Raw genomic sequence first — 19,795 nt, forward strand, 5'->3', positions numbered from 1 at the left:
TTTCGCTCGGCCTTATTTCTTCAGGCACCCCAGACCGTTTCGCCGCCGATGACGGTGCGGACGCAGGCGTTCGGGCGGAAGTGGTAGAGCCAGTGGTTTACGTCGGGCGCGTCGATGACGGCGAAGTCAGCGCGCTTGCCTGGTTCGAGCGAGCCGACCTCGTCCTCCATCCCCACTGCGCGGGCGGCGATCACCGTCGCCCCCTTCAGCGCCTCGGCCGGCGTCATCCGCTGGAGCGTACAGGCGAGCATCAGGGCGAGCGGGAGGTGGAAGCTCGGCGCGCTGCCGGGGTTGAAGTCCGTCGCCACGGCGACGGCGACGCCCGCGTCGATCAGCTTCCGCGCGGGAAGCGGATGAACATTCAAATAGAGCGTAGCGAGCGGGAGCGACACGGCGACGACGCCCGACTCCGCCATCGCCGTTATCCCCGCGTCGGAGATGTATTCGAGGTGATCAGCCGAGATGGCGCCGACTTCGGCCGCGAGGGCGGCTCCTCCCCCATCGCTGAGTTGATCGGCGTGGAGCTTGGCGCGGAGCCCGTGACGGGCGGCGGCGGCAAAGATCGTCCGCGCTTCTTCTACCGAGTACGCCGTGTCCTCGACGAACACGTCGCAGAAGCGAGCGAGGCCGTCGGCGGCCTGCGGGATGACCGTCTCGGTGAGCAAGCGGACGTAGCCGGCGCGGTCCTCTTTGAACTCCGGCGGGACGATGTGCGCGCCGAGGAGCGTCGGGACGACGCGGGTCGGCTGCGACGCGGCGAGGCGGCGGTAGACGCGGAGCGTCTTCAGCTCATCGGCCTCGCTCAGCCCGTAGCCGCTCTTCGCCTCGACCGTCGTCACGCCGAGCGTGCGCATCTCGGCGAGGAAGCCGGAGGCCCGTGCTGTTAGCTCGTCCTCGGTGGCGGCCCGCGTGTGGCGCATCGTGCTCGCGATGCCGCCACCGGCCCGGGCGATGTCGAGGTAGCTCGCGCCCGCGATCCGCTGCGCGAACTCGTCCCCGCGCCAGCCGCCGAAGGCGAGGTGGGTGTGGCAGTCGACGAGGCCAGGGACGACGAGGCGCCCGCCCGCGCTCTGCCGGTCTTCATCCGCGAACTCCGCCGGAAGCTCCGCCGCCGGGCCGACCCACCGGATCGTATCGCCGGTCCACGCGAGCGCGGCGTCGGGAACCGTATGGATTTCAGCCTGCCCACCGTCGGCGCGGCAGGTGGCAAGCGTGGTGATATCGGTGAGAACGGGCACGTGCGAGAGCGGCTGGACAATGTCCCCGCAATATCGCATACTGAGGCTTCACGAACTCACACCGCCCGTGTCCGAATCCCGCCGCATTCGCCTCGCCCCGATCCTGCTCGAAGCTGGGTTCGTCGTGCTCGGCGTCTTCCTCGCCCTCGTCGCCAACGAATGGCGGGCCGACGCGAACGCCCGCGAACGAGCCGCTTCGGCCCGAGCCGGCGTCATCGAGGAAATCCGTAACAACCGCGAGACCGTGCGGCAGATGCGCGACTACCACGCTCACCTCATCGACACGCTCCGCACGTTCCCTTCCGACGGCCCCGCTCCCTCGCCTCGCGTATTCCACCGGGGGTTCGCGAACGCCGCGACCACGCTGTCCACCGCGTGGGAGGCCGCGAATGCTACCGACGCCGTGAGCCATATGAACTTCGACGACGTGCTCGCCTTCTCCGCGCTCTACGCCGAGCAGCGCCGGTACGAGCAGGTCACGCAAGAGATCGGCTCCGTCATCTTCGGCGAACTCTTCGCGCGCGGCACCTTCGGCGTCACCGAGCGCTACCGGAGCCTCGCCGACCTCAACGGCTCGCTGCTCTACCTCGAACACGCGCTCGTCTCCGCCTACGACAGCGTGCTCGTCCACCTCGACGAGCCCGACTAGCGCAGCCGGCCGACCGCGGCCTCGGCCGCTTCGACGAGGGCCCCGGTCTGGATGAGGTCGAGGCAGCGGGCGACGTCGCCCTGGAAGTCCTCGTCATGCTCGCGGTGCGGGACTTCGGCGCGGAGGAACCGGTGGGCGGCCTCGACCCCGCGCCCTGGCCGGAGCGGCTTGCGGTAGTCGAGGGCCTGCGCCGCCGTCAGCAGCTCGATCGCGAGGACGTACTCCACGTTCCGCAGCACGTCGAACAGCTTGAGCGCGGCGACGCTCCCCATCGAGACGTGGTCCTCCTGCCCCCGGCTGCTCGGGATCGAGTCGACGGACGCGGGGTGGCAGAGCACCTTGTTCTCGGAGACGAGCGACGCCGCGGTGTACTGCGGCATCATGAACCCGGAGTTCAGCCCGGTCTCGCGCATGAGGAACATCGGTAGCCCGTCGTTACCCTCGACGAGCAAATAGGTCCGGCGCTCGGCGATGCTGGCGAGCTCGGCGAGGGCAATGGCCGCGTAGTCCATCGCGAGGGCGAGCGGCTGCCCGTGGAAGTTGCCGCCGGAGATGATGGCCGGCTCGCCGTCCTCGAACACGAGCGGGTTGTCGGTCACGCTGTTGATCTCGGTCTCGATGACCGATGCGGCGTGGGCGAGCGCGTCGCGGCTGGCGCCGTGGACCTGGGGCACGCAGCGGAGCGAGTACGGGTCCTGCACCTTCCCGCAGTTCCGATGGCTCTCCAGGATCTCGCTCTCGGCGAGGAGCGCACGGACGTTATCGGCGACGAGCCCCTGCCCCCGGTGCGGCCGGATCGCCTGGATCCGCGCGTCGAACGGTTTGATCGATCCCTGCAGCGCTTCCAAACTCATCGCCGCGAGCACGTCGACGGCTTTGACGAGCCAGCCGGCGCGTTCGAGCACGAACGTCCCGTAGGCGCTCATCATCTGCGTGCCGTTGATGAGCGCGAGCCCGTCCTTGGCGTGGAGCGGGATCGGGTCGAGCCCATGCTCGGCGAGCACGTCGGCAGCGGGGCGGGTGCGCTCACCGTCGGCGTCCCAGAACTGGCCGCGACCGAGGAGGGGAAGGCTGAGGTGGGCGAGCGGCGCGAGGTCGCCCGACGCGCCGAGGCTGCCCCGGCTCGGCACGGCCGGGATGAGGTCGCGCTCGGCGAAGACGAGGAGCCGGTCGAAGGTGGATGCGGAGACGCCGGAGAACCCGAGCCCGAGGGCGTGGACTTTGAGCCGGAGCATCAGCCGCGTCACCGCCTTCGGGACGAGGGGTCCAACGCCGACGGCGTGCGAGACGACGAGGTTGTGCTGGAGCCGTTCGAGGTCGGCGTCGGAGACGCGGACGCGGGCGAGCGCGCCGAAGCCGGTGTTGATCCCGTAGAAGGTGTCCCCGCTCGTCAGCGCGTTCTCGACGATTTGCCGCGAGGCGCGGACGCGCCCGGCGTCGGCGCGGAGCGCGCCGAGGCTGCGGTCGAGGTCGGCGTAGACCGAGGCGAGGGTGAGCGGGTGCGAGGGGGCGGCGAGGGTCGGATTCATGCAGGCAGGAGGCGTAAGACTGCCCGAATCTAACCCCACGCGCCCTCTCCCGCGACGAGCAGGGCGTCCTCGGCGAGCCGGCAGAGCACGCCGTCGAGGTCGGCCGCCCTCACCGGCTCCGCGACGCCGTTTGCCCCAGCGAGCGCGGCGAGGAGGGCGCTCCGGTCCCGCGTCCCGTCGAGAAGCGGGACAACCCGGCGCGCGACGCCGTCGAGCGGGATCGCCCGGTGCCAGCCGTTCGTCACGACCTCTCCGACCTCCGCCTCTCGCCGCGCCGACGGAAGCGCCTCGGGCTGCGCCGACGGTTCGCTCGCGAGCGCCGGGGCGTGGGCGTGCAGGGAGATGAAGCCATCGGCGTAGAAATCGAGCAGCATCTGCGCGAGCAGCGTGCCGTCATCGCCGTCGTCGCTCACCGCGCCGTGCAGTGCGTCGAACGCCGTCGCCCGCGGCCACTGCGCGCCGAGGGTTCGGCACACGGCCTGGGCAAACGGATGTCCCGTCCGAATCGACTTCCCGCCCGCGCTTGCGAACGTCGTCACGCCGTCGTCTTCCGCCACGGCACGGATCGGCGCGGCGACGGTGAGCGAGCGGACGCGCTCCGGGTCGGGTGTCCACTGCGCGTCGGCCTCGGCGCGGCAGAGGAGCGTCTGCCGGAAGAGGCGGTTGCGGAGGAAGTCGAGCATCTGCTCCCGGCGGATCGGGTCGCCTTCGAGCTGGCGGAGTGCGACGCGGGTCGCGGGCGGAAACGTGCGGTCCTGCATCGCGGCGAAATCGGCCTCGGCGAGGTAGCGGAGCCCGTGGCGGCCCGCGTGCTCGGCGACTTCGTGGAAGTAGAACGGCCGGTTGTGCTCGGCGAGGTGGTCGTGGAAGAGGTGCTGGTCGGTGTACGCGCGGCTCAGCTCGCGTTCCTTTTCGAGGAGCACGCGGTAGTACGAGTCTGCGGGCTGCGCGTCGAGCACGAAGTCGAGGAGGGCGCGGGCCTGCTGCACCTGCCGCTCAGGCTCGTCGATGCCGGCGATGTGGTACTGCATCATCTCGCGCGTGTGGCGGCGGAGGTGGCCGCCGGGGAGCGCGTTGTAGCTCACGAACGCCACGCCCTGCGGGGCGAGGCAGCGGGCGATGAGCGCCATCAGCCCCTCGCGCACCGCGTCCGGCACCCACGAATAGACGCCGTGCGCGACGACGTAGTCGAACGTCCCGAGATCGCCCGCGTCGAGCAGGTCGAGCGCGCGGAGATCGAGGTTCGACACGCCCCACGCCTCGGCCCGCGCCCGCCCCTCGGCGATCGGCGTCGGCGCGATGTCGATCCCGACGAACGTGCTCTCGGGGAGCGCGAAGGCGGCGGGCAGCAGGCTCGCCCCATCGCCGCAGCCGACTTCGAGCACGCGGCATGCTGCCACCGGCGCAGGCTCCAGCCCGAAGAGCCGAGCGTGCGTCGCCAGCCGGTCCGGGTGAAGTTGCGGCAGCGCGACGCTGCGATAGCGGACGCGGTCGTAGGCATGCATACGTTCAGCCCTCGCTAGTAGTAGCTCTCGATCCCGTACCCGAACTGCTTCCCGGCCGCGCACTTGTCCACGAGATGCGCCAGCCGCTTGGCGAACACGTCAGGCTGCGCCCGCGCTCCGTCGACGTAGGCTGCACGAATCCGCTGATAGGACGGCGACGTGGATTGGAAGAAGTCCCACGCGCCCGCTTCGCGTTGCAGCGCGGCTCGGATATCGTCCGGGATGTGGAAGTCCTCGGCCCGCACGTCGCACACCGCCTCCGCCACGGACGCGACGACGCGGTCCCGGTCGAGCAGTCGGGCCAGGCGCTCTTTGTTCAGCTGCGAGTAGCCGCTCGTCGGCCTCCGCGGTGTGTACCGTTGGGCAAAGCGTTCGTCGTCGATCCCCTTCCGCGTGCTGTCGATCCACCCGAAGCAGAGCGCTTCTTCGACGGCGTCGTTGTACGGAACGCTCGGCCGCCCGACGTGCTGCCGGTACGACACGAGCCAGATCTCCGACGTCGTCTCGTGGTGCGCGGCGAGCCATGCGCGCCAGGCCTCGCGGGTCGCCACGTAGAGGGTTTCCGTGATGTCCATCAGCCGTTGATCATCGGGAGGTTGAAGCCGCGCTTCGGCATTCGGCGTGCCGGTCCGGTGGGTCCCCGCCTGTGCGGGGATGACTTGGGTAAAGGTGGAACTGCCTTCGGCATCGCAGTGCATACGTTCGTTGCACCTTCGGTCAGTTGGAACGCCCTCCCCAAGATGACACTATTGCATCGAGCCAGAACACTGCCAGCAGAAGCGCTGAGAAGACGAGCCAGATCAGCGTCCCGTAAAAGACGAAAGCCAGAATGGAACCGGATGCCCACTCGACCCAACTCGTCTCAACCGGCCACTCTTGCACAGCAGAGCCTACGGCGGCGATAGTCATCACAACGATCGTAAAGATCCCTGTCCAAAAGACGATCGTAAGAGGTCGAGCTTTCATCACGGGAAGTTGTTACCCGTTGATCATCGGGAGATCGACGCCGCGCTCGTTGGCGGTGTCGACGGCGAGGTCGTAGCCGGCGTCGGCGTGGCGCATGACGCCGGTGCCGGGGTCGGCGGTGAGGACGCGGGCGAGGCGGCGCCCGGCGCTCGCGGTGCCGTCGGCGACGCAGACCATCCCGCTGTGGATCGAGTAGCCGATGCCGACGCCGCCGCCGTGGTGGAGGCTGACCCAACTCGCCCCGCACGCCGTGTTGAGGAGCGCGTTGAGGAGCGGCCAGTCGGCAATCGCGTCGGAGCCGTCCTTCATCGCCTCGGTCTCGCGGTTCGGGCTCGCGACGGAGCCGGTGTCGAGGTGGTCGCGGCCGATCACGAGCGGGGCCTCGACTTTCCCTTTCTCGACGAGCCAGTTGAAGCGCTCCCCCATCTCGGCGCGCTCGCCGTATTCGAGCCAGCAGATCCGCGCCGGCAGGCCCTGGAAGTGGACCTTCGCCTGCGCCTTACGAATCCACCGCGCGAGCGCCTCGTTCTCGGGGAAGGTGTCGAGCACGGCCGCGTCGGTCGCCGCGATGTCGGCGGGGTTGCCGGAGAGGGCGGCCCAGCGGAACGGGCCGGAGCCCTTGCAGAAGAGCGGGCGGATGAACTCCGGCACGAAGCCGGGGATCTCGAACGCCTCCGTCATCCCCCGGTGGTCGGCGACCTGCCCGCGGAGGTTGTTGCCGTAGTCGAACACGACGGCGCCCTCGCGTTGTAGCGCCAGCATCGCCTCGACGTGGCGCTGCATCGAGTCGAGCACGGCAGCATCATAGCCTTCGGCATCGCGCGTGCGAAAGTCCTCGGCCTCGTCCAGTGCATAGCCCGCCGGGATATAGCCGACGCGGAGGTCGTGCGCGCTCGTCTGGTCGGTGACGACATCGGGCACGACGCCGCGCCGCACGAGTTCGGGCAGCACCTCGGCGACGTTCCCGACGAGCCCGACGGAGAGCGCCTCGCCCTTCCGCTTCGCATCGAGCACGGCGTCGAGCGCGGCGTCGAGGTCGGTCTCGATCCGGTCGCAGTAGCCGGTCTCGACGCGCCGCTCGATCCGCACCGGGTCCACGTCGATGCCGAGGAAGGCCGCGCCGTTCATCGTCGCCGCGAGCGGCTGCGCGCCGCCCATCCCGCCGAGCCCGGCCGTGACGACAAGCCGGCCCGCGAGCGAGCCGTCGAAGTGCTGCCGCGCGCACTCGGCGAAGGTCTCGTACGTCCCCTGCAGGATGCCCTGCGTGCCGATGTAGATCCACGAGCCCGCCGTCATCTGCCCGTACATCGTCAGCCCGAGCGCTTCGAGGCGGCGGAACTCGCTCCACGTCGCCCACTTCGGCACGAGGTGGCTGTTGGCGATGAGCACGCGTGGCGCCTCGTCGTGCGTGCGGAAGACACCGACGGGCTTCCCGCTCTGCACCAGCAGCGTTTCGTCGTTCTCCAGCCGCCGCAGCGTCTCGACGATCTTGTGGAAGCTCGGCCAGTCGCGCGCCGCCTTCCCGCTGCCGCCGTAGACGATGAGGTTCTCGGGCCGCTCGGCGACGGCCGGGTCGAGGTTGTTCATCAGCATGCGGAGGGCGGCCTCCTGATGCCAGCCTTTGCACGAGAGCGTGGTCCCGCGCGGGGCACGGACAGTGACAGCGGTTTCCATCGGAGAATGGGAATTTGCGAGGAGGTAGGCTGGAAGGTAGAGACGCAGCATGCTGCGTCTGTACGGGATGGCGTGTCTGTACGGCGTAGCGATGCCGGGTCAGTGCGCGCCCGCTTCGACGCCCTCCTGCCGGTGGCGCTCCTTCCAGTTCTCGAACGCGTCGTCGACGTAGGCGACGCAGAACCCGTGCGCGGCGAGGAGCGCGCTCGCGACGGCGCTGCGGACGCCGCTCTGGCAGTGGACGAGCAACGTCTTGTCGCGCGGCAGCTCGTCGAGCCGGTCGAGGAGGCGGACGTGGGGGATGTGGATCGCGCCAGGGAGATGCTTCTGGTCCCACTCCTCCTGCCGCCGCACGTCGAGCACGGCGGCGTTCGTGTAGTGGCGGCGGCCATCGACCTCATCGAAGTCGATCGTTTTGAGCATATTCAGCTTGTCGTTCCCGTCGCCGTAGCTCTCCAGCGTGCGGGGCTCGATCACGCCGCGCACGTCGTCGAGCCCGATGCGGACGAGGGCGCGGACGGCTTCCTCCGCCCGTTCGTGCTCCACAACGAGGTAGATCGGCGTGCCGGCCGGGACGTACGAGCCGGCGACCGTCGGGAAGCTGTCGTCGAGCGGGGCGAGGAGCGATGCGGGGAGGTGCCCGCGCACGAACACGCTCCGCGGTCGCGTGTCGATCACGACGCAGTCGTCGCACCCGCACAGCGTGCCGAGCGCGGAGGCCATCATCGAGCGGGGCCGGGGGAGCGCGCCGAGGAGCGACGGTCCCTGCTTGTTCTGCCGCTTCATCCGGGCGAAGTAGAGCGGCGGCTCGGGCTGCCCTTCGAGGATCTCTTTAACGAAGGCGTCTTCCCCCTCCTTTGCCGCCTGCACGGCCGCATTGAACTTCATTTCATAGCCGAGGGTCGACTGCGGGACTGCGCCGAGCGCTTTGCCGCACGCGCTGCCCGCGCCGTGGCCGGGCCAGATCTGGAGGAAGTCCGGCAACCCCTTCAGCTTCTGCAACGAGTCGAACAGCTCGTGGGCCGCGGGCTCCTGCGCGCCCTCCTGTCCCGCCGCCGTCTCCAGCAAGTCCGGCCGGCCGAGGTCGCCGACGAACACGAAGTCGCCGGAGGCGAGGCCGAGGGGTTCGTCCGCCCCGCCGCCCTCGTCGGTGATGAGGAAGCTGAGGTGCTCGGGCGTGTGGCCCGGCGTGTGGACGGCTTTGATCTTGATGTTGCCCACCGCGAAGGTGTCGCCGTCGCGGAGCAGCTCCACATCGTAGCCCTTGCCCCATCCATAGGTCCAGTCCGGCCCGCCCTCGCCGGAGAGGTAGACCTTCACGCCGTGCTGCTTGGCGAACTCGCGCGCGCCCGAGAGGAAGTCGGCGTGGATGTGCGTCTCGGCGACGGCCGTGATCGTCAGCCCCTCGGCTCCGGCCGCTTCGACGTAGCGGTCGATGTCGCGCTCGGGGTCGATGACGAGCGCGGTCTTCGTCTTCTGGCAGCCGATGAGGTAGGCGTACTGGGCGAGGTGCGGGTCGAAGATCTGTCGGAACAGCATGGCGGAAAGGGTAAAGGGTGAGGGGTAAAGGGTAAAGAAACGGAGTCGGGCCGGCAACGTGGGTCGCGCTGTTTTTACGCTTTACCCTCTCCCCTTTCTCTGTCTTTCGCCTCGTCCCAGTACCGGTCCATCTCCGCGAGGTCGGCGTCGGCGAAGGTCCGTTCCTGCTCGGCGAGGCGGGCCTCGACGTGCTGGAACCGGCGTTGGAACTTGTCAAGCGTGCGGCGGAGGGCGTTCTCCGGGTTCACATCCGTGAAGCGGGCGTAGTTGACGAGGGCAAAGAGCACGTCGCCGAACTCGTCCTCGCGTTCCTCCGGCGTCGCCCCCCGCTCGACGAGGGCGCGGAGCTCGCGGACCTCCTCCTCCACCTTGTCCCACGCCCCGGCCGCCTCGGGGAAGTCGAAGCCGACGCCGGCCGCTTTCTCCTGCACGCGCTGGGCGCGGAGGAGCGCCGGCAGCTGGCGCGGCACGCCGTCGAGCGTCGAGCGCCGCGCGACAGGGCGCCCGGCGGCGGCGCGCTCCTGCTGCTTGATCTGCTCCCAGTTGCGCAGCACCTCGCCCGTGCCCGACACGGTGGTATCGCCGAACACGTGCGGGTGCCGGCGGACGAGCTTCTCCATCTCGAAGCGGATCACATCCTCGAGCGTGAACGCGCCCGTCGTCGTCTCGGCGATCTCGGCGTGGAAGACGACGTGGAGCAGGAGGTCGCCGAGCTCGCCCTTCAGCTCGTCCCAGTCGCCCTCGTCGATGGCGTCGAGGGCTTCGTAGGCCTCCTCGATGAGCAGGTGCTTGACCGACTCGTGCGTCTGCTCGCGGTCCCACGGGCACTCGCGGCGGAGGCGGCGGACGACGGCGACAAAGTCGGCGTAGAGGTCGGGGACCGCGGCGGCGCGGTCTTCGGCCGTGAGGCCGAGGGTGGGAACGTTCACGAGGATCGAAGGCGGGCGGCGGAGGGTGGGAGGCCCCGAATCTACTGAGGCGAGAGCGATGCGGCTCGGCCGCGCGGTATGACGCAGGGCTGACACTGTGGATAATTAAACTGAGCGCGGGAGTTACAGAGGGCCCGGCCCGCTGTCTATACTCCCAGCCGGCCGCGAGGCCGCACCGACCAGGCCGACAGACCCTCTCCGAGGCGCGTCGGCGGAATCATGTATCCAACCCAGTAAGGAGGCCATCCTATGGCACGCTCAGTCAACAAAGTCATCCTCATCGGCAACCTCGGCCAGGACCCCGAGCTCCGCTACACCGGCAGCGGCACGGCCGTCTGCAACCTCCGCCTCGCCACGAACGAGAGCTACAAGGACTCCAACGGCGAGCTCGTCGAGAAGACCGAGTGGCACAGCGTCGTCGCGTGGGCGCGGCTCGCGGAGATCTGCGGGGAGTACCTCAAGAAGGGCTCCCAGGTCTACTTCGAGGGCTCGCTCCAGACCCGCCAGTGGGAAGACAAGGACGGGCAGACGCGGTACACCACCGAGATCAAGGCCCGCGAGATGATGATGCTCGACTCGAAGGGCGGCAGCGGTGGAGGCAGCTACGACTCGTCGAACGAGTACGATCAGACGCGCTCCTCCGGCGGCGGCGGCTACCAGCAGCGCCCGCAGTCCCGTCCGCAGCAGCAGCGTCAACCCCAAACCCAGGGCGGCGGCAACGACCCCTTCGGTCCCGACGACGACCTGCCCTTCTGAGGCACCGCCGGTACGACCTACGGCATGCGTTGAGCGAGGCGGCGGCTTTCGAGCCGCCGCCTCTTTTCATTCGCTCCCCACCACCGTCAGGGTCTCCGCCACCCTCCGGGACCGTACCTCGCGGAAACCCGTATATTTCCGCATCCGCCAGTCCGGCCACCTCCACCCTGGCCCCGCACTGCACCACCTGCCTGTCTCACCAGCCGAGGGCTCCCTCACCCACCTTGGACCCTGACGCTAGTAGCCCCCTCGTGGGGCTCCTCCTGTTGCTCTGGCCCATCGCCTCTGGAGCCGCGACCGTCGCCACCGAAGGGGCGGTCTTCGTCCTCCTGCTCGTCCTCTCCGCCTTCTTCTCGGGCTCGGAGGTGGCGCTCTTCTCGCTCACCGACAGCGACCGCCAAGGGCTGCGCGAGGACGGCAGCGCCGGCGCGAAGCGCGTGATGGCGATGCTGGAGCGGCCGCGCCGCCTCCTCATCTCCATCCTCATCCTCAACAACCTCGTCAATGTCGCCGCGGCGATCCTGGCGACGGTGCTGACGGGGCAGGCGGCCGTAGCCTACGGCCTCGACCAGACCCCGTGGGGCACGGAGATCCTCTTCGTCTTCCAGGTGGTGGTGCTGACGTTCCTGCTCCTCGTGCTCAGCGAGATCACGCCGAAACTCATCGCCACGCAGCAGAACCGGTGGTGGGCCACGTTCTTTTCGCGCCCGCTCTACGTTCTCTTCCGCGTGCTCTACCCCGTTTCCGACCTCCTCGCGCGCGGGATGGACCTCATCCAGCACCGATTCCGCACCTCCGCGCCCGTCATCTCGAACGAGGATCTCAAGACGCTCGCGAACCTCGGCGAGGCCGAGGGCACCCTCGAGGAGGAGGAGCGCGCGCTGATCCACTCGATCGTCGAGTTCGGCGAGACGGCCGTGCGCGAGGTGATGCTCAGCCGCGTCGACGTCCACGCCCTCGCCGACACGGCATCGCTCGAAGAAGCCCTCACGCTGATCCGCGAGACGGGCCACTCCCGCTTCCCCCTCTTCCGCGAGCACCTCGACAACATCCTCGGCATCCTCTACGCCAAGGACCTCATCCCTCTCCTCGAAGAGGACGAGGCCCGCGCCTTCGGCAGTCAGCCCTCCGACTGGGAGCGGATCGCTCGCCCTGCCAAGTTCGTCCCGCTCAGCCGTCCGCTCGACGACATGCTCGCCGACTTCCAGAACTCGAACACCCACATCGCCGTCGTGGTGGACGAGTACGGCGGGACGGCCGGCATCGTCACGCTCGAAGACATCCTCGAAGAGATCGTAGGCGAGATCCGCGACGAGCACGACCAGCCCGAGCCGCTCCCCTTCGAGCGCGTCGGTCCGCACAGCTTCCGCGTCGACGCCGGGATCAACCTCGACGACCTCGTCGAGGGGCTGGAACTGGAGGTCGACACGGAGGAGTTCGACTTCGAGACGCTCGGCGGGCTGATCTACCACCTCACGGGCGAGATCCCATCCGAGGGCGACGTCGTCGAGTTCGGACCGCACACGATCCGCGTCGAGATCGTCGACAACAACCGGATCAAGCAGGTGCTCTTGGAGGTGACGCCGCGCCCGGTCGAGGCTGAGGGCGACGAGGAGTAGGACGCGAAGAGCGGAAGAGGCCCGCTCTCGATCTCGGTGCTCGGGCGTCTCCTCGTCTCGATTCCCCCTTCCGCCTTTTGCTTCGGTGGCGTAGTTTGCGCGCGGTTCACGGCCCATTCACGAAGCGGTATCCCCGTGTCGAAAGGTTCAACGCGCGCCGACCGCGGCGCATGGCAGTCCAAGCTCGGCTTCATCCTCGCGGCCAGCGGGTCCGCCATCGGGCTGGGCAACATCGTGTTCTTCGCCTCGAACGCCTACCAGTACGGCGGCGGCGCGTTCTACGTCCCCTACTTCATCGCCCTCTTCGTCATCGGGATTCCGGTGATGATCCTCGAGTTCTCGATTGGGACGATGACGGGCCGCTCGTTCCCCGTCGCGCTGCGGCGGCTGGCCGGGCCGAAGGCCGAGTTCGTCGGGTGGTGGAGCCTCGCGAGCGCGCTCTTCATCACGATGTACTACATCACGATCCTCGGCTGGGCCGCGTGCATGATGATCGGCGCGCTCGGGCAGTTATTGGAGCCGGGCACGACGGCCCCGTTCACGCCCTTCGCCGAGCCGAGCGCCGCGCCGAGCGCCGTCGCGTACTTCTTCCGCGTCATCGCCTCGTACTGGCCGCTCCTCGCCGTGCTCGGCGTGTGGGGCGTCAACGTCCTCATCCTCTGGCGGGGCACGGCAACGATCGAGCGGGCCGTCCGCATCTTCGTCCCGTTGATGTGGCTGTTCATGATCGGCCTCATCATCCGCGGCCTCACGCTCCCCGGCGGTTTCGACGGCGTGCTCTACCTCTTCACCCCGAACCTCGACGGGATCGCGCAGGCGGCGGTCTGGCAGGGCGCGTTCGCGCAGATGTTCTTCTCGCTCTCGCTCGGTCTCGGGACGATGACGGCGTACGCGAGCTACCTCCCCAAAGACGCCGACCAGGTCAACAACTCGATGCTGGTCTCGTTCCTCAACTGCGGGTTCGAGTACATCGCCGGCGTCGCCATCTTCGCGCTGCTGTTCGTGTTCTCGCTGAACCCGGCGGGCACGACGCTCTCGCTCTCGTTCTTCGCGATCCCGCAGGGCATCGCCGCGCTCCCGGCCGGCGTGAAGGCCATCGGCTTCCTCTTCTTCTTCCTCATCCTCATCGCCGGGCTGACGTCGTCGGTCTCGCTCGTCGAGGGCATGGCGAGCGCGCTCATCGACAAGCTCGACATCTCGCGGGCGAAGGCGCTCGCCTTCGTGATGGTGCCCGGCGCGCTCGGCTCCCTCGCCTTCGCCCTCCCTACGATCGTCGACGCCGACCTCGTGAACAACGGGACGCTCGGGCTCAACCTCCTCGACATCCTCGACCACTGGGCCTTCCGCTACAGCCTGCTGACGGTCGGCCTCCTGGAGTGCATCATGATCGGGTGGGTGTTCGGAGCGGAGAAGCTCCGCGCGGCCGCGAACCAGCACTCGAAGTTCACGCTCGGGCCGTGGTTCGACGTGCTGATCAAGTTCGTCGTCCCGGCCCTCCTCCTCTTCGTGCTCGTGTGGAACCTGCTCGAAGACACGGTCTGGGCCGATTGGCTCTACGGGACGCACAACTCGCAGGGCGCCGTGAACCCCCTCGGCGGGTTCGAATGGCTCCCCGTCGTGATTCCGCTCGTGTGGCTCGTCGGCACGATCGCGATCGCCTCCTACCTCACGTTCGGCCGCCGCTTCGCGACGACGAAAACGCCCGCATGACGATGCTCCGCATGACGCGCGCCCTCTGCCTCGTCCTCTTCTGCCTCGCTGCCCCTGCCTTCGGACAGGATGCTGCTCCCGTGGCGACGACGATTTCGGTCCTGCCGGAGTCGCCCGTCGTCGGCGAGGCGGTGGCGCTGACGTTCGACGCGCCGGTGGACGCCGTGGTCGTCACGTACCGGCCCAACAGCGCGATCCCCGTCGTCGACACCGTCCGCATCGGCGGGTTCACGTCGATCAAGTGGACGCCGACGGAGGCGGGCGTCGTCCGCGTCGCCGTGCCGGGCGGGCCGAGCCGGAACCTCTCGATCCGCTTCGCCGAACTCCCGCTCGCGGGCGTCTTCGTGCTCATCATGGCCGGGCTGATCCTGTTCGGCGGGGCGAGTTGGGCGATGGCGAAGCTGCTCTCCGGCGACATGCCGAAGACGCAGCCCGAACTCCGCCCGGACACGTGAGCGGCGCGATGCGAGGACTCGTCGTTGGAACCCTGCTGCTGCTCGTGGTAGGCGTCGGGCCGGCCGCCGCGCAATCGCCCGCCGCGCTGCGGGCCGCGATGCTCCACGGAGCCCGCACCGATGTCGCACCGATGCCTCATCGGATGCAGGGCGAACACGGTTCGCCCCTACGGGCACCGGCGGCTGTCGAGCGCGTGCTCCCCTCTCCCGTCGCGCCCGATACGCTCCGCGATCCGTGGCTCGGCCGCGACAAAGTGCTCCACGCGGCGGGCAGCTTCCTGCTCACCCTCAGCGCGCAGTACGTGCTCACGAGCAAGCTCGACACGGACGAGGACACGGCCGTCCCGATTGCGGCCGGTTCCGCGTTCTCGCTTGGCCTCGCCAAAGAAGTCGCCGACAGCCGGCGGCCCGTCCGCCCGCTCTTCAGCACGCGCGACCTCGTGGCCGATGCCGTAGGCGTGGCACTCGCCGTCGGGCTGATCCTGCTGTGACCCCCCGTTCGAGCGCCCATCGCTCGGCTGCGCCTCCGCTCAGGGGCGCTCGAACTGTCCCCCTCGACGAGGGGGACAGCTTTGCGAAGCAGCACGAAGGGGCGTGCCCCGGAGTGCGCGAGCAAAGCGGGGGGTCGCCTCCCATCGGGAATTCACCGACGCCCGCTGAACCTAGCCACGGCCGTCGGGTTCACCCCGCACGTCCCCCCGCCCTCGTCCCCGTTGCGCCCTCCCCCTCGCTGTCATGAGCGTTCGTGACCACTGCGGCATCTTCGGCATCTTCAACCACCCCGAAGCCGCGCGGCTGACGTACTTCGGCCTCCACGCCCTCCAGCACCGCGGGCAGGAGTCCGCCGGCATCGTCACGACGACCTACGACGAGGTCCGCAACCGGCCCGCCATGCCGGCCTACCGCGACTTCGGCCTCGTGCTCGACGTGTTCAGCGACCAGTCCCTCTTCGAGCGGATCCTCCTCGGCGACGCGTCCATCGGCCACACGCGCTACTCGACGAGCGGGTCGTCGACGAACCCGGCGAATATCCAGCCGTTCGTCGTCCATTACCAGGAGGGCAACCTCGCGCTCGCGCACAATGGCAACCTCTCGAACGCCCGCTCGATCCGCGACGAGCTCGTGGCGAAGGGGACGCTGTTCAACTCGTCGTCGGACTCCGAGCTGATCCTCCACCTCGTCGCGCAGAGCCGCGAGGACGGGGCCGTCAACCGCATCATCGACGCGCTGCACCAGTGCCAGGGCGCGTTCTCGCTCGTTCTGCTGACCGACGACGCGCTCATCGCCGTCCGCGACTCGAACGGCTTCCGCCCCCTCGCCCTCGGCCGCCTCGAACAGCCCGACGGCTCGGTCGCGTATTGCGTGGCGAGCGAGACGTGCGCCTTCGACATCATCGGCGCGAAATACGTCCGCGACGTCGAGCCCGGCGAGATCCTCGTCATCGACCGCGCAGGCGTCGAGCGCGTCGAGCGCGGCGGCGACTTCAACGGCGTCTGCATCCCGCGCCACCACGGCGTGAGCCAGTGCGTATTCGAGTACGTCTACTTCTCGCGGCCGGACTCGAAGATCTTCGGCGCGATGGTCGATAAGGTCCGCCGCAAGATCGGGAAGGCGCTCGCGCACGACGCCCCGCCGCCGCACCGGAAAGAGGGCGACAAGCGCCCCATCGTCATCTCCGTCCCCGACTCCTCCAACACGGCCACGCTCGGCTACGTCACCGAGTGCCAGAAGCTCGGCTACGACGTGCGCTACGAGATCGGGCTCATCCGCAATCACTACGTCGGGCGGACGTTCATCTCGCCCGGCCAGGACGCCCGCGAGATGAAGGTGCGGACGAAGTTCAACCCCGTCGAGGGCCTGCTCAAAGACCGCGTCGTCGTGATGGTCGACGACTCGATCGTGCGCGGGACGACGGCGAAGCAACTCGTGCAGATGGTCCGCGACGCCGGGGCGAAGGAGGTCCACTTCCGCAGCGCCGCGCCGCCGGTGATCTCGCCGTGCTTCTATGGGATGGACTTCCCCACCGAGACCGAACTGCTCGCGAACCAGTACGACCGCGACGTGGAACGGATGGGCGCGTGGCTCGGCGTGGACTCGCTCGCGTACGTGTCCGTAGACGGGATGATGGAGGCCGTGCGCGAGGCCAGCGGCGGCGACGGCTTCTGCAACGCCTGCTTCACGACGAACTACCCGGTGCCCGTCGAGCGCGGCGTGGAGAAGGAAGAGAACGAGTGGTAGCCTGTGTGCGACGGGGTCGCGTTGCTTAGGTAGCCGGTGGGCGCATTTTCGCAAGGCATGGCCGGGTTGGAGTTCGGGCCCGAGCGCTTATTTTGTAGGCGCAAGGCGGCCCTATCGCGGCGCAGGAGGCCCAACGGGCTCCTCCTCGTTAAACACGGGCCGCCGCTCCCCATACCCTCACCGTGTTGCTTATGCGGCCAGAGGGCGCGTTACAACACGCCTACAGGGCACCTAAGCAGGGGTAGGAGGACTAGACGATGAATGACGAATCCGTCATGCTACGCCCCACCGCCTACGGCCGCGTTTTCATGGGGGGCGTCGTTGCACTCCTACCTCTCTGCTTACCTCTGATCATGGCTCGTCTGACAGTCGAGTGGGGTTGGTCAGAGCAATCGGTGTGGTTCTACGGCGTCGGCGTCTGGCTCTTAAGCCTCTTCATCTTGTTCTTCTGGTTCCCGACATCGTTCGAGTTCACCACCGAGGGGGTCTACCGCAACTACGTACTTCGAGTAGGCGATAAGGTCTTCATCAACCGGAGATCCAAGCTCCTCACTTGGTCAGATGTGGTGAGCGTAGATGTCGGAGACATGGCGTGGACTCGATCAAGTGAAACCGTTGAAGTTGCGCATAGGACCGGTAGTTTCTTGTTCAACCGGACTTTCGGCAATTTCGACCGTGCCCTGCTCCTAGTGGAGCGCCGCGTGCCGGGCAAGTTGACGGCGGAGGCCCAGAGGTGGGCGAGGGCCTCAGCAAAGGTCGTTGAGCGGCAAGAAGACCAAATAGCCGAGCCGTCCTCCTAACCCGGCGTTTCACGCCGACGCCGGGTTTCACCGCTTTGCCCGTGTCATCGGCAGCGTCTACTTTGCCTCCGTCTGTGCTCGCGCTGCCCGGTGAGGCTGAACGCTATCATGTTATGCCGCTTACGAACGGATTGACAGCAGCCCTGAGATGATGTCCATCGCGAACGTGTTTACTCGAGCCCGAACCGGGGCGTTGCTGATGCTCGTCAGCGCCGTGCTCGCTCTCGTCGGCGCGGTCTTAGCAGCACGAGCGGGCACGCGCTTCGATGCTTGGTACTGGATGCCAGTCGTGTACGGAGCGGTGACGATGGGGGGCCTGGTGTGGGGGGGCATCCGGTACGGCTTTTCAGACGAGGTCGTCCCGCCCCCACCTCCCTCCGGTGATCCATCGCGGGACTTGACTGCCTGGGTAGACCGTTGGCGCAGCGGGCACGGCCTGCTGCCCTGGCAACGCATCACCGGAGCGGTCGCCACTATCATGACAGCCGTCGCTGGCATAGTCATCGCAGCGGTGACGGGAGAGATCTTCCTCGACATGCCGTACAGCTGGTGGGCGATCGGGATGTTCATCCTGATCTTCGTCGGCGCACTCGGGCTGTCGAAAGACCTGCCGAAGCGAGACGGTTGATCGGAGGGGATGGAAGGGTTCAACGAGCGCACGCTGAGCCTTGGGGCAGCATAATGTTAGACGACCACGCCCACCGGGCGAATCCGAACCGGCGCCCGAGCGTTCGAAGGCAGACACGACCGATTCGAATTGCGATGAAACGAGCCGACGTCTACCACTCCGACCCCGAGATCCTCGGGGGGACGCCCGTTTTCACAGGCACGCGCGTTCCCATCGACACCCTCCTCGTCTACCTCCGCAAGGGGAAGCGGATCGAGGACTTCCGCGACGACTTCCCGACGGTGAGTCGGAAGCAAGCCGAGGCGTTGCTCGTGTTGGCTGAGCAGGAGCTGGTGGCTGAAGCGTGATCCGCGTTCTCCTCGACGAAAACCTCCCGCGGAAGCTGAAGTGGGCGCTGGACGCCGAGGTGCTGACGGTCCCGGAGCGCGGGTGGGGCGGAATCAAGAACGGGCGACTGCTCCAATTGGCCGCCTCCGAGTTCGACGTGCTCCTCACGATGGACCGGGGGATAGAGTACCAGCAGAACCTGAGCGGGATCGACCTCTGCTTGCTCGTTCTCTAGGCCGCGAGCAATGACATCGACGACCTCCTGCCGTTGGCGCCGTCGATCAACGCGGCGCTTTCCAGGGTGAAGCCGGGCCTCGTGCTCCGCGTGGCCGTCTAACCCGCCGCGACACATCAGCACCGGGCATCCCCGCCTGGCCCTCTTGATGCGCACCGCCCACGTTAACTGCCTTCTACAGTCGCCTTACTCAGCGTGGGTAAGCGGTCATCTGTTCTGCCGGCCGAGACGCATCAGGTCACCGAGTGCGGTACGCCCTCGGCGGTGAGGAGGAGGCCGACTACGTCCGTCGTCACGTCCACGATGCGGTCGGCGCCGTCGCGGCGGAGCTCGTCCTCGGTCCCGAACCCGCAGAGCACGCCGATGGTCTGCGCCCCGGCCGCCTTCCCGGCGAGGATGTCCACGACGGTGTCGCCGATCATCACGCACGCTTCGGGCGCCACGCCCATCCGCTCGGCCGCGTACAGAACCGGGTCCGGGTAGGGCTTCATCCGCTCGGTCGTCTGCGCGGTGATGAGCGCGGTGAACGGCTCGCGGATGCCGAAGTGGACGAAGAAGTCCTCCACACGCTCGGCGCCGCCCGTCGAGATCGCGCACATCGGGTAGTGCGCAGCGAGCGTCCGAATCATCGCGTCGATGCCGGGCACGACGAGGTGCTCGGTCGGCGCGGGCTCCGTCGTCTTGAGCCGGTCGAGGTAGTTGCGGGCCTGCGCGAGTTCGTCGTCGATGCCGAGGCGGTCGGCGAGGCCGTAGACCGTGTTCACGGGCGACTCGGCATCCATCACGAGCCGCCGCGCGAGCCGCTTCGCCGACTTCCCGCTCATGAGCGGGAGCCGGTCGAGGAACTCGGCGATCCGCCCGACGAGCTGATCGTCGGTATCGGAGAGCGTGCCGTCCACGTCGAAGCAGATCGCACGGACGCGGGTGGGATCGAGGGGCATAGTTGAGTGTGGGAGTTTGGGGGTGCGGGAGTGTGGGCGTGGACAGGGCGGAGGCGG

General features: G+C 68.2%; 19 protein-coding genes. 11 read left to right on the forward strand and 8 right to left on the reverse strand.

Features of this window, described 5'->3' with window-relative positions:
- Positions 1–20: 20 nt before the first annotated feature.
- Positions 21–1,238: an imidazolonepropionase gene (gene hutI, locus ABJF88_03845; GenBank protein ID MEP0546040.1), complete on the reverse strand. Its 1,218-nt coding sequence runs from the start codon at positions 1,236–1,238 to the stop codon at positions 21–23.
- 67 nt (positions 1,239–1,305) lie between these two features.
- On the opposite strand from hutI, the gene ABJF88_03850 reads away from it, so the two are divergent.
- Positions 1,306–1,887 carry a hypothetical protein gene (locus ABJF88_03850; protein MEP0546041.1) on the forward strand — a complete coding sequence of 194 codons (582 nt, stop codon included), beginning with the start codon at positions 1,306–1,308 and terminating at the stop codon, positions 1,885–1,887.
- Here ABJF88_03850 and hutH read toward each other — a convergent pair.
- From hutH to mazG, 6 genes are all read right to left on the reverse strand, one after another.
- On the reverse strand, positions 1,884–3,416 hold the full coding sequence (gene hutH, locus ABJF88_03855; protein ID MEP0546042.1) for a histidine ammonia-lyase: 1,533 nt from the start codon (positions 3,414–3,416) through the stop codon (positions 1,884–1,886). The two genes, ABJF88_03850 and hutH, sit on opposite strands and share 4 nt — an antisense overlap.
- Before the next feature lie 29 nt (positions 3,417–3,445).
- A complete protein-coding gene (locus ABJF88_03860; protein ID MEP0546043.1) occupies positions 3,446–4,921 on the reverse strand; it encodes a class I SAM-dependent methyltransferase in 1,476 nt (491 codons plus the stop codon).
- 14 nt (positions 4,922–4,935) lie between these two features.
- Positions 4,936–5,619 (reverse strand): YdeI/OmpD-associated family protein, encoded by a 684-nt coding sequence (locus ABJF88_03865; GenBank protein MEP0546044.1) that lies wholly within the window; start codon positions 5,617–5,619, stop codon positions 4,936–4,938.
- Positions 5,620–5,899: 280 nt separating this feature from the next.
- Positions 5,900–7,561: a urocanate hydratase gene (gene hutU / locus ABJF88_03870; GenBank protein MEP0546045.1), complete on the reverse strand. Its 1,662-nt coding sequence runs from the start codon at positions 7,559–7,561 to the stop codon at positions 5,900–5,902.
- A 99-nt stretch (positions 7,562–7,660) separates the two neighbouring features.
- Positions 7,661–9,100 carry a rhodanese-like domain-containing protein gene (locus tag ABJF88_03875; protein MEP0546046.1) on the reverse strand — a complete coding sequence of 480 codons (1,440 nt, stop codon included), beginning with the start codon at positions 9,098–9,100 and terminating at the stop codon, positions 7,661–7,663.
- Between the two features lie 74 nt (positions 9,101–9,174).
- Positions 9,175–10,029: a nucleoside triphosphate pyrophosphohydrolase gene (mazG, locus tag ABJF88_03880; GenBank protein MEP0546047.1), complete on the reverse strand. Its 855-nt coding sequence runs from the start codon at positions 10,027–10,029 to the stop codon at positions 9,175–9,177.
- A gap of 249 nt (positions 10,030–10,278) precedes the next feature.
- On the opposite strand from mazG, the gene ABJF88_03885 reads away from it, so the two are divergent.
- From ABJF88_03885 to ABJF88_03930, 10 genes are all read left to right on the forward strand, one after another.
- On the forward strand, positions 10,279–10,785 hold the full coding sequence (locus ABJF88_03885; protein ID MEP0546048.1) for a single-stranded DNA-binding protein: 507 nt from the start codon (positions 10,279–10,281) through the stop codon (positions 10,783–10,785).
- A 224-nt stretch (positions 10,786–11,009) separates the two neighbouring features.
- Positions 11,010–12,404, forward strand: a complete 1,395-nt coding sequence (locus tag ABJF88_03890; GenBank protein MEP0546049.1) for a hemolysin family protein — start codon at positions 11,010–11,012, stop codon at positions 12,402–12,404.
- Between the two features lie 135 nt (positions 12,405–12,539).
- The gene (locus ABJF88_03895; GenBank protein MEP0546050.1) at positions 12,540–14,114 is read left to right on the forward strand and encodes a sodium-dependent transporter; all 1,575 of its coding nucleotides are present in this window, start codon (positions 12,540–12,542) and stop codon (positions 14,112–14,114) included.
- The gene (locus ABJF88_03900; protein ID MEP0546051.1) at positions 14,111–14,569 is read left to right on the forward strand and encodes a hypothetical protein; all 459 of its coding nucleotides are present in this window, start codon (positions 14,111–14,113) and stop codon (positions 14,567–14,569) included. Before ABJF88_03895 ends, ABJF88_03900 begins: the two co-directional genes overlap by 4 nt.
- An 8-nt stretch (positions 14,570–14,577) precedes the next feature.
- Positions 14,578–15,060, forward strand: a complete 483-nt coding sequence (locus ABJF88_03905; protein ID MEP0546052.1) for a hypothetical protein — start codon at positions 14,578–14,580, stop codon at positions 15,058–15,060.
- A 244-nt stretch (positions 15,061–15,304) separates the two neighbouring features.
- Positions 15,305–16,807, forward strand: coding sequence for an amidophosphoribosyltransferase (gene purF / locus ABJF88_03910; GenBank protein MEP0546053.1), 1,503 nt, complete (start codon positions 15,305–15,307; stop codon positions 16,805–16,807).
- Between the two features lie 257 nt (positions 16,808–17,064).
- Entirely contained in the window at positions 17,065–17,607 is a 543-nt protein-coding gene (locus ABJF88_03915; GenBank protein ID MEP0546054.1) for a hypothetical protein, read from the forward strand.
- Between the two features lie 151 nt (positions 17,608–17,758).
- Positions 17,759–18,235 carry a hypothetical protein gene (locus tag ABJF88_03920; protein MEP0546055.1) on the forward strand — a complete coding sequence of 159 codons (477 nt, stop codon included), beginning with the start codon at positions 17,759–17,761 and terminating at the stop codon, positions 18,233–18,235.
- Positions 18,236–18,369: 134 nt separating this feature from the next.
- On the forward strand, positions 18,370–18,582 hold the full coding sequence (locus tag ABJF88_03925; GenBank protein ID MEP0546056.1) for a DUF433 domain-containing protein: 213 nt from the start codon (positions 18,370–18,372) through the stop codon (positions 18,580–18,582).
- The gene (locus tag ABJF88_03930; GenBank protein MEP0546057.1) at positions 18,579–18,797 is read left to right on the forward strand and encodes a DUF5615 family PIN-like protein; all 219 of its coding nucleotides are present in this window, start codon (positions 18,579–18,581) and stop codon (positions 18,795–18,797) included. Before ABJF88_03925 ends, ABJF88_03930 begins: the two co-directional genes overlap by 4 nt.
- A gap of 233 nt (positions 18,798–19,030) precedes the next feature.
- Here the strand turns inward: ABJF88_03930 and ABJF88_03935 are convergent, their stop codons facing one another.
- Positions 19,031–19,738 carry an HAD family hydrolase gene (locus ABJF88_03935; protein ID MEP0546058.1) on the reverse strand — a complete coding sequence of 236 codons (708 nt, stop codon included), beginning with the start codon at positions 19,736–19,738 and terminating at the stop codon, positions 19,031–19,033.
- Between the last annotated feature and the right edge of the window lie 57 nt (positions 19,739–19,795).

This window comes from Rhodothermales bacterium, assembly GCA_039944855.1.
Lineage (GTDB): Bacteria > Bacteroidota > Rhodothermia > Rhodothermales > JANQRZ01 > JBBSMX01.

Excerpts from the sequence above, each read along its gene's own strand:
- ABJF88_03900 (MEP0546051.1), top strand. The coding sequence starts at position 14,111 with ATGACGATGCTCCGCATGACGCGCGCCCTCTGCCTCGTCCTCTTCTGC.
- ABJF88_03920 (MEP0546055.1), top strand. The coding sequence starts at position 17,759 with ATGTCCATCGCGAACGTGTTTACTCGAGCCCGAACCGGGGCGTTGCTG.
- ABJF88_03860 (MEP0546043.1), bottom strand. The coding sequence starts at position 4,921 with ATGCATGCCTACGACCGCGTCCGCTATCGCAGCGTCGCGCTGCCGCAA.
- ABJF88_03875 (MEP0546046.1), bottom strand. The coding sequence starts at position 9,100 with ATGCTGTTCCGACAGATCTTCGACCCGCACCTCGCCCAGTACGCCTAC.
- ABJF88_03935 (MEP0546058.1), bottom strand. The coding sequence starts at position 19,738 with ATGCCCCTCGATCCCACCCGCGTCCGTGCGATCTGCTTCGACGTGGAC.
- ABJF88_03865 (MEP0546044.1), bottom strand. The coding sequence starts at position 5,619 with ATGCACTGCGATGCCGAAGGCAGTTCCACCTTTACCCAAGTCATCCCC.
- ABJF88_03915 (MEP0546054.1), top strand. The coding sequence starts at position 17,065 with ATGAATGACGAATCCGTCATGCTACGCCCCACCGCCTACGGCCGCGTT.
- ABJF88_03885 (MEP0546048.1), top strand. The coding sequence starts at position 10,279 with ATGGCACGCTCAGTCAACAAAGTCATCCTCATCGGCAACCTCGGCCAG.
- ABJF88_03925 (MEP0546056.1), top strand. The coding sequence starts at position 18,370 with ATGAAACGAGCCGACGTCTACCACTCCGACCCCGAGATCCTCGGGGGG.
- hutH (MEP0546042.1), bottom strand. The coding sequence starts at position 3,416 with ATGAATCCGACCCTCGCCGCCCCCTCGCACCCGCTCACCCTCGCCTCG.
- ABJF88_03905 (MEP0546052.1), top strand. The coding sequence starts at position 14,578 with ATGCGAGGACTCGTCGTTGGAACCCTGCTGCTGCTCGTGGTAGGCGTC.
- purF (MEP0546053.1), top strand. The coding sequence starts at position 15,305 with ATGAGCGTTCGTGACCACTGCGGCATCTTCGGCATCTTCAACCACCCC.
- hutU (MEP0546045.1), bottom strand. The coding sequence starts at position 7,561 with ATGGAAACCGCTGTCACTGTCCGTGCCCCGCGCGGGACCACGCTCTCG.